At 69.2% G+C, this 7,458-nt stretch carries 7 protein-coding genes; all 7 read right to left on the reverse strand.

Features of this window, described 5'->3' with window-relative positions:
* Positions 1-119: 119 nt before the first annotated feature.
* Complete coding sequence (locus ACZ52R_RS43140) at positions 120-923, reverse strand: helicase associated domain-containing protein (RefSeq protein ID WP_465755546.1); 804 nt, start codon at positions 921-923, stop codon at positions 120-122.
* Between the two features lie 146 nt (positions 924-1,069).
* Complete coding sequence (locus ACZ52R_RS43145; RefSeq protein ID WP_465626691.1) at positions 1,070-1,852, reverse strand: hypothetical protein; 783 nt, start codon at positions 1,850-1,852, stop codon at positions 1,070-1,072.
* 2 nt (positions 1,853-1,854) lie between these two features.
* A complete protein-coding gene (locus tag ACZ52R_RS43150) occupies positions 1,855-2,058 on the reverse strand; it encodes a hypothetical protein (protein WP_402954089.1) in 204 nt (67 codons plus the stop codon).
* Between the two features lie 118 nt (positions 2,059-2,176).
* On the reverse strand, positions 2,177-3,217 hold the full coding sequence (locus tag ACZ52R_RS43155) for a hypothetical protein (RefSeq protein ID WP_465626692.1): 1,041 nt from the start codon (positions 3,215-3,217) through the stop codon (positions 2,177-2,179).
* Positions 3,218-3,221: 4 nt separating this feature from the next.
* On the reverse strand, positions 3,222-5,357 hold the full coding sequence (locus tag ACZ52R_RS43160; protein ID WP_465755547.1) for a hypothetical protein: 2,136 nt from the start codon (positions 5,355-5,357) through the stop codon (positions 3,222-3,224).
* A 15-nt stretch (positions 5,358-5,372) separates the two neighbouring features.
* The gene (locus ACZ52R_RS43165; RefSeq protein ID WP_465755548.1) at positions 5,373-5,720 is read right to left on the reverse strand and encodes a hypothetical protein; all 348 of its coding nucleotides are present in this window, start codon (positions 5,718-5,720) and stop codon (positions 5,373-5,375) included.
* A 466-nt stretch (positions 5,721-6,186) separates the two neighbouring features.
* Positions 6,187-7,458 (reverse strand): helicase associated domain-containing protein (locus ACZ52R_RS43170; protein WP_465755549.1); only part of this gene is annotated, 1,272 nt, incomplete at its 5' end.

Raw genomic sequence — 7,458 nt, forward strand, 5'->3', positions numbered from 1 at the left:
CCGCAGACTCCCGCCCACGACCAGGACGAGCACCCCGGACAACCGTCACGCCAGCCCCTCCGACCAGCATGTTCGAAGATGGCGAAGGCTCATTGAGTGGCGCCGGCGGGTTTGCCGTCTCAGAGCCGACGGAGCATCGTTTCGCACTCCCGGCACCGCCGGTCGTAGAACACGGGCGGGTACCACGGCTCACCGGGCCGGGTGGGGCTGTAGTGGGCGTGCTCCATCGGGGTGGTGTCCTTACCGCACAGCGTCCACGCCTGGGGGTCTTCCGGGGCGTCCGGATCGGCGCCGGCAGCGTGAACCATGAGGACGGCGGGCCCAACTCCCTCCGCCCCAAGATCCCGGTCAGACTCCAGCTCGAAGAGGACAACGATCGTGGCCATGCCCCGACCGTGCGCCACGGTGGCCCCGTTCGCATCCCGGCCGCTGGACGAGCCGACGCTCTTAACCGTCCGAGGACATGCGAGAGGCCCCGGCGGCGCGAGCCATACCGGGGCCGACGGGGAACGGACCTGCCAGGCCACCCCCAAGGCCTCCAGCTGCCCGAGCTGTTCCGGGCTGAGCTTGTCCCGCCGGGCCTTCTGGTTGTTGAGCCAGGACCCGAGGGACACCCCGCCCTCCTTGTGGGTGCGCGGCACCCGGACGTGCCCCTCACGCTCGACGAAGGCCGCGAGCCCCGCCAGGCCCTGGGCGAACCGGTCGGCGCGCGACACCTTGGGACCCAACCCCACGGAGACCACCTCAATGCTCTCCTCCCCGCCGGGGCCGGTCACCACGATCTCCAGCGGCTCCTTGTGGGACCGGGGCACCTTGGCGTGGCCCTCGCGTTCAACGAAGGCGGCGAGGGCGGCCAGGCCCTGCTGGAAGCGGTCCTCCCTCGACACCTTTGGCTTCGCGTCGGCGGCGGCCTTGGCGGCCACCAGCTCGCGGTCGGCCTCCCGATCGCCGCCAGCAGGTCCCGCTGGTCCGCCTCCAGGCCGGGCCAGCCAGCCTGCTGTGCCGGTCGGCCATCGCTTGATCCGTCCGTCGAGTGGCCGTCACAGAGTCGGCCCCTCGACGGAGGCGATCAGAGAATCGGCTCGCAGCCGATTGCCTTTCCCCCGGCGGCGAGGAACTTCCGTACCAGGTCGTCGTTGTCGGGGAACAGAGCAGGCCCTTCGTAGCCGCCGCTGAGACTGAAGAAGACGTCCTTGCCCTGGCAGGTGACGACGAGTGTCCCGCCAGCGACCCACCGAGCCCGCCCGGGCCCGGCCGGGTCCTTGCCGTCCTTCTGGGTCAGGGCGGTGGTCCGCGGATCGGTTGTGATCGCGAAGACCTTCGTCTGACCGTCGTGCGTCGGGTTCGTGCCGATTGTGCAGGACCAGATAGGGGCGAACCTGGTGGTGACCTGCTGCGACATGTCCAGCTGCGCCTCGGGGTTCTTCGCCGGTGCGAACCCGGGCAGGCCGCAGAGGTTGGCCCAGTCCGGTTGTCTCTCGACCCCCTTCGTCGGCAGGTTCTTCGGTAGCGGCAGCTTTCGGTCGGCGCACGAGCGCGCCGGCAGCCACCACCGGCCGCCCGCCCCGACGTCCAACTCCGGCGCCCACCACGAACCCCCGCCCTCGCCGCGCGCGTGTGTATCGGCGCCGACCACCACCGGCCGCCCACCACGCCGCTGCTCCGCCGCGGCAGGTACGCGGGCATCACCGCGACCAGAGCGATGCCGGTGAAAAGGACCAGACGTATCCCGTCCGCGCCGTCCCACGCCCGGCCGAGCGTCGCCAGCGATGGACGGAAGCCGTTCAGGAGCAGCCAGGCGCCGAGCTGCATCGCTGCCGCCGAAGATCGACGAGGCGAGCTGGGTGATCACTCTCAGCTGGGTGAACGTCCCGCAGCCACGGCTGATCCGGTGGGCTGGCAGGCGTTGTCGACGTAGTGGACCTTCGCAATCACCGCCAGAGCGGTGACGCCGACGAACATCGTGATCGCGGTCAGCCCCGTCACCGCCATCGTGCTGGCCGCATCCTTCGCCTTGGGCTCGCGGAACGCCGACACACCCTTGGAGATCGCCTCCACACCGGTCAGCGCCGTACAGCAGAAGGGTGACCGCTCCGTGGATGCTGTCGAGGTTGGCCACCCTCGGCCTCCTCATCATCGAGTGGCCGGCGCGGAGCCGACCACTCGACGGACGCGATCAGAGGATCGGCTCGCAGCCGATCGCCTTGCCGCCAGCGGTGAGGAACTGCTTCCAGGCCTCGTCGGTGTCGGGGAAAAGCCCCTGGAGGATGTCGGTGTCCATCCGGAAGTAGGTGGGTTTGTCGTGGCAGGTCGCCACGACCTCCTGCTTCGGGATGGGGGAGCCCGCCCAGCGGGACCGGCCGAATGCGGGTGTGGCGTCCTTCTCGGCCAACGGCCCCCGAACCCTGGGCTCGGTCCCGATACTGAAGGACCAGGCGATGGGGTTCTGGCCGGTGGCGATCCGGCACACCCACACCGGGTCGAACGCGGTGGTCACGCTCTCCCGGTAGCCCTTGCTGCCGGCGCTGGCCGCAGTGAACCCGGGCAGGCCACAGACCGAGGCGTTGTTCAGGTCGTGCTCCTGACCGGCCTGTGACAGTTCGTGCGGTGCGGAAAGCGGCGTCTTCCCGCACCCCTTGCCCGCCGCGACGCCGTTCGCCGCCGAAACGGCGAGACGGGCGAGGTTCTCCGCGCCGGGTCCGTCATCGCCGTTTGACTTGACCTCCACTCGAAGGCCGTTGCCGCACTCTCCGGGCAGCAGCGCCCACGCCCAGTCGCTGCGGGCCGCTCCGCTCGCGCCGCCGTTCGCCGAGGCGGCGAACAGCTGGCTGTTCGAATTGGCCGGGTAGGGGGCGAGGTCGTCGGCCTGGAGGACCTGCACGAAGACGGACCGGCTGTTGCCGAAGAATCCGTAGCTCACCTCCGCCGTGCAGAATGCTCCGCCGCTCGGCGACTGCCAGACACCGTTCTTCTTGCTGCTGACCTTGCCCGGCCCGAGCGCGTCGTTCAGTGCGGCCACGCTCACCGCGCCGTCGCACACGGCGTCCGGCCCGAAGGCGTTGCTCAGGTTGTTGGCGAGGAACGCCCCCACCCCGGCCACGACCGCCGTCACCGTCACCGCGCCGACCACCGCCCGCACCCGCAACGGCCAAGTGGTGAACCCGCGCCGGTCGAGGGCGGCATCGACCTCGGAGATCTTGGACTGTCGTTCCGGCATCGGATCATCCCTTCCCGAAGGCGGCGTTGTGGGCCTGGACGATCGATGTGTAGTAGTGAACGTTGGCCGAGTCGGTCAGCTGGCCGAGCAGGATGTCCCGACCTGGCACGCCGAACTGATCGGCCTTCGCCTTGAGCATGACCTGCATCTGCGACTGTCCCGTCGTGTACAGGCTGCTGAGGTCGCCCTGCGCCTTGGTGTCGATCGCCGCGTTGACCTTGTTCGCCCAGTCAGACGTGGCGACGTCGACGTAGCGTTGGGCGATGTCCCCCACCGGCAGCCAGTCCTTGCCCGGAATCATGTTCGCGAGCGTGCCGATGTAGTGGTAGTCCATCTTGGCTTTCCAGTTGACCTTGAACTGCTCATCGGACTTGTGGTCCGTGATCGTGTCCGCCTGAACGGCGTCGAGCGCGCCCAAGGCCTTGCCGGCCTCGTTGACGAATCCCTCGAACTTCGGGTCCGGGCGCCCGTTGACGTCCCTGAACGCCTCGGGGCCGAACTCGGCCATCCGCCGGGCCACCTCCTGTGTCTCGGCCAGGTGGATCAGGGAGTACGCCTCAGGGTCTTCGGCGGTGCCCCGGATCACCCGGAGGAGCTGCTCGCGGGTGGCGTTCAATCCGCCGGGTTCGGAGGGGCCGGGAAGGTCCTTGCTGAGGATGTCATGGGTGTCTGCCACGTAATCGGCGACCATGTCGGCCATCGGACGGCGAAGAGCGACGGCGAGGTTGTTCTGGTCGCCCGCCTTGTCGCCGCCGAGCGTCGAGAGCGCGGTGTCCATGATCCGGTTCATCGTCGCGTCGTGCGGTCGTACAGGCGGCTGCGAGCTGTTGGGATCGCGGCCGGTCGCGCCGGCTTCCAGGACCTGACCGAACATCCCGTGAGAGCTGTTGCGCAGCTCGTCGGGGGACAGCTTGCCCTCCAGGTCCTGGTTGGGCCACGAGCGGTCCTTGAGTAGGTAGGTGAGGTTCTTGTTGCGGCTCGGGTCGAGGAATTCCTCGGCCGCCGCCGGGTCGCTCCTCATCTGCTTCATCAAGGGGCCCAGCGGATCGCCTGCACCGGCCCTGAGGGACCAGTTCGGACCCCACAGGTCCTCGCCCTTGGTCTTGCTGTTCCGCTCGTAGTCGACCAGGTCGTTTCCGGCCTTGAGGAGGAACGACTTGTCGAACTTCCCGCCCGCGCCCATCAGCGAGGTGAGCGCCGGGTAGTTGTCGTTCCAGCCGGCCGCCGAGTCTCCGGGCCGGCGTGCGGCCTTCAGGAGGCCGTCCTCCCAGTCCTTGCCCATGCCGCCGTCGCGGGTGGCCGTGGCGAGGACCGTCGACAGGTTGCCGTAGACGTCCTGGTAGCCCTTGGCGTTGTGATTGCCGTGGGCCAGGTCGCCGTAGACCTTGGAGTACTCCAGCAGCGCGTCCGGGCCAGTCTTGCCGCCGCAGTTGAGGCCGTTGAGGAGGGTGGTGGAGAAGTCCTTGTTCTCCGCGTTGGCGGCCATGAGGGCCCGCAACTGCTTGAGCTGGTCATCGGAGAGGCTGCCGGCCTTGGGCATCAGGTCCTTGGCCCGGTTGGCGTCAGCGATCGGGCCAGCGCCGTACGGCTTCGGGTTGAATGAGGTGGTGCTGGTGCCGATGTCGCTCTGGAGGGCGGCGGCGGCCGTCTGATCGGCGGCGGTGGCCCGGCCGACGGCCTTGCCGAGGCGGGTGGAGATCGCGTCGGCCTTGGCCCGCATCTCGGTGTCGTACTTCTTGGCGGCCTCGACCCCGTCGGGGTCGTTCCGCGAGCCGGCCAGCGGGGGCCAGCAGACCTCGCCGTCGGGGGTGACGGTCAGCTCCTCGGTCTTCGCGTCGTAGATCGCGGTGAGGAGGTCGTTGTGGGCCGCGCGGAACTCCTCGGCCGCGGTGGTGATGATCGCGGCGAGGGCGGTCGCGACTGCCGACGCCTGCTGGAAGTCGGTGTCCACCCCCTCCAATGCCGAGTTTGCGTTGGCCGCCGCCACGCCCTTCCAACCGGCCCGCTGCACCGTGCTGGTGAGGTCCTTGCAGACCCGGCCCTCCAAGGTGGTGAGGGTCTTGGCGACGCCGGACCAGGCTTCGGCCGCCTCCGTGACCGCGTCCGGACGGGCTTCGTATAACTGCTTGAAGGACACCATATGCCCGGTTCCCCCTTAGTGAACTGCCGTGCCGAACAGCTGGGCGTTCCTGGCCTCGTTGGCCGTGTACGTCCGCTGAGTGGTGTCGAGGTTGGTGGCGATCCCGTCGATCCGGTCGTGCAGGGCTGTGCACTGCTTCAGCCACCGTTCGGTGCAGCTGGTGAGCGCGCTGCTGAAGGCGAAACCGCGGGTACCCGCCGACGCGGCGCTCACGTGGTCACTGAGGCCCAGCGTGAGGGGCCCGCTGTTGCCGTTGGCTTGGTTGAGGTCGGTGGCGATCTGCCGGGCTATCCCGGCCGAGGCGGCGAGTTCGTGCGGGGTGTCCAATTGGGTGGTCGCCATGCCGGGGGGAGCGGCGTTCAAGGGCGCTCTGTCGCCGCTCTTGGCGGGGTTGGCGTACGGCGAGGTACTGGGCGGCGTGCCGGGTGTCGATGCCGCTGCCGGGGCGACCGGGCCGGTAGTGAAGTCGGGTTTTCCCATGGGTATGTAGCTCTCCCTCCCTCTGTGTGGGGGCAGTTTGCTCTGCGACACGCTGACCGTGTCGTGCCCCACTGTCGGTATACTGACACCCTCCGCAGCGGCGGTTGCACGTAGGGTGGGGAAGACGGGCCGGGACGGGGCGTGGAGGTATCGTTACCGGCGGGTCGCTTCTCTACCATCGCGAGTGTTACAGCTTTACTGTCAAACCCCGAAGAGTTCGCGGCCAGCGCGTGACACGGACAGTCCTGTCGGGCTCGGAAAGTCATCGCCGCAGGTGGCAGCAGTAGAGCGACTTCGGCCCGGAGGCCGCCACCCCACAGAGTGACGGCCTCCAATGCCTTTCGCGGCTCTACCAGGCCACCCCCAGGGCCTCCAACTGCCCGAGCTGCTCCGGGCTGAGCTTGTCCCGCCTTGCCTTCTGGTTGTTCAACCAGCTGCCCAGCGACGTCCCGTCCTCCTGGTGGGACCTCGGAACCCGCGCATGACCCTCCCGTTCGACGAACGCCGCCAGCGCCGCCAGGCCGGCGCCGAACCGGTCCGCCCGCGACACCTTCGGCTTCGCCGCGGCCGCCGCCCGCGCCGCCGCCAGTTCCTGGTCTTCCTCAATGCCGATCGCCGACAGCAGCTCCCGCTGCTCCTGGTCGAGCTCCGCCCAACCGGCCCGCTGCGCCCGCACCCACCGGCCGAGCGCCTCGCCCTCGAACGCCGTCTCCAGCGGCAGGCCGGCCCAGTCGACCCGGCCGTCCGACTCCAGCCACCACTGCCGCGCCACCGCGTACGTGCGCTGCCAGGTGATCGGCCAGCGCGGGCACCACCACGGGTCGATCTCCTCCAGCGCGGCCCGCCGCTGCGGGTCGAGCGCCCCCGGCTCGCCCTCGGGCACCTCAGCGGCTGCCCGCAGCCCCGCCAGCCAGGCCCCGATCGCGTACCCGCCGACAGCCGCCCGCGCCGGCGCCGGCGCCGCCAGCGAACCGCCGTGCTCCTTCGCCCACACCCGCGCCCAGTCCAAGCCGGCCTCGAACCGCGCATCGCTCACGGACCAGATCATGCCGAGCTGCTCCAGCATCTCCACCCGGTGGCGCGCCAATTCACCGTTCGCAAATTCAACTCGCCTCTGCGTGAGCCATTCACCAAGCCGGAAATTCTCCTGCTCACCGACCCGCGCCGAATACGGAACATCGAGCCCTCCGGTCTCCTCGTACCAGCGCCTGCAATGCCCGATCCCCTCACGCCAGAACTGGCTTTCCCCGGTCAGGACACGCGTGGCGATGAACAGCGCCAGAACGTCATCGCCGGGCTTGCTCTGGAACCGGACCGGCAGCGAGAACGTGGGCGTCCCGCCCTCGCTCACACTCGGCGCGACCTCGGCCTCAGCGCTGCGCCCACCCGTGCGCTTGCCGGACTTCTGGGGCAAGGCCAGGGCCTCGATCACCAGGGCGTCGTGGCTGCGGATGGCACTGAGGATCTTGACCAGCGGCCCGTACGAGTCCGACTCCAGAATGTCTCCGGGTTCCTCACCGGGCTTGAGCTTGACTCTGTCGGTGATCTTGGTGTTCGGCTGCCTGGGATCGTGGTGGTGCGTCAGTCTTGCGGTTGTACGAGGCCCGTGAGACTGGCGAGG

It is taken from the genome of Kitasatospora sp. NPDC034023 (assembly GCF_055575795.1).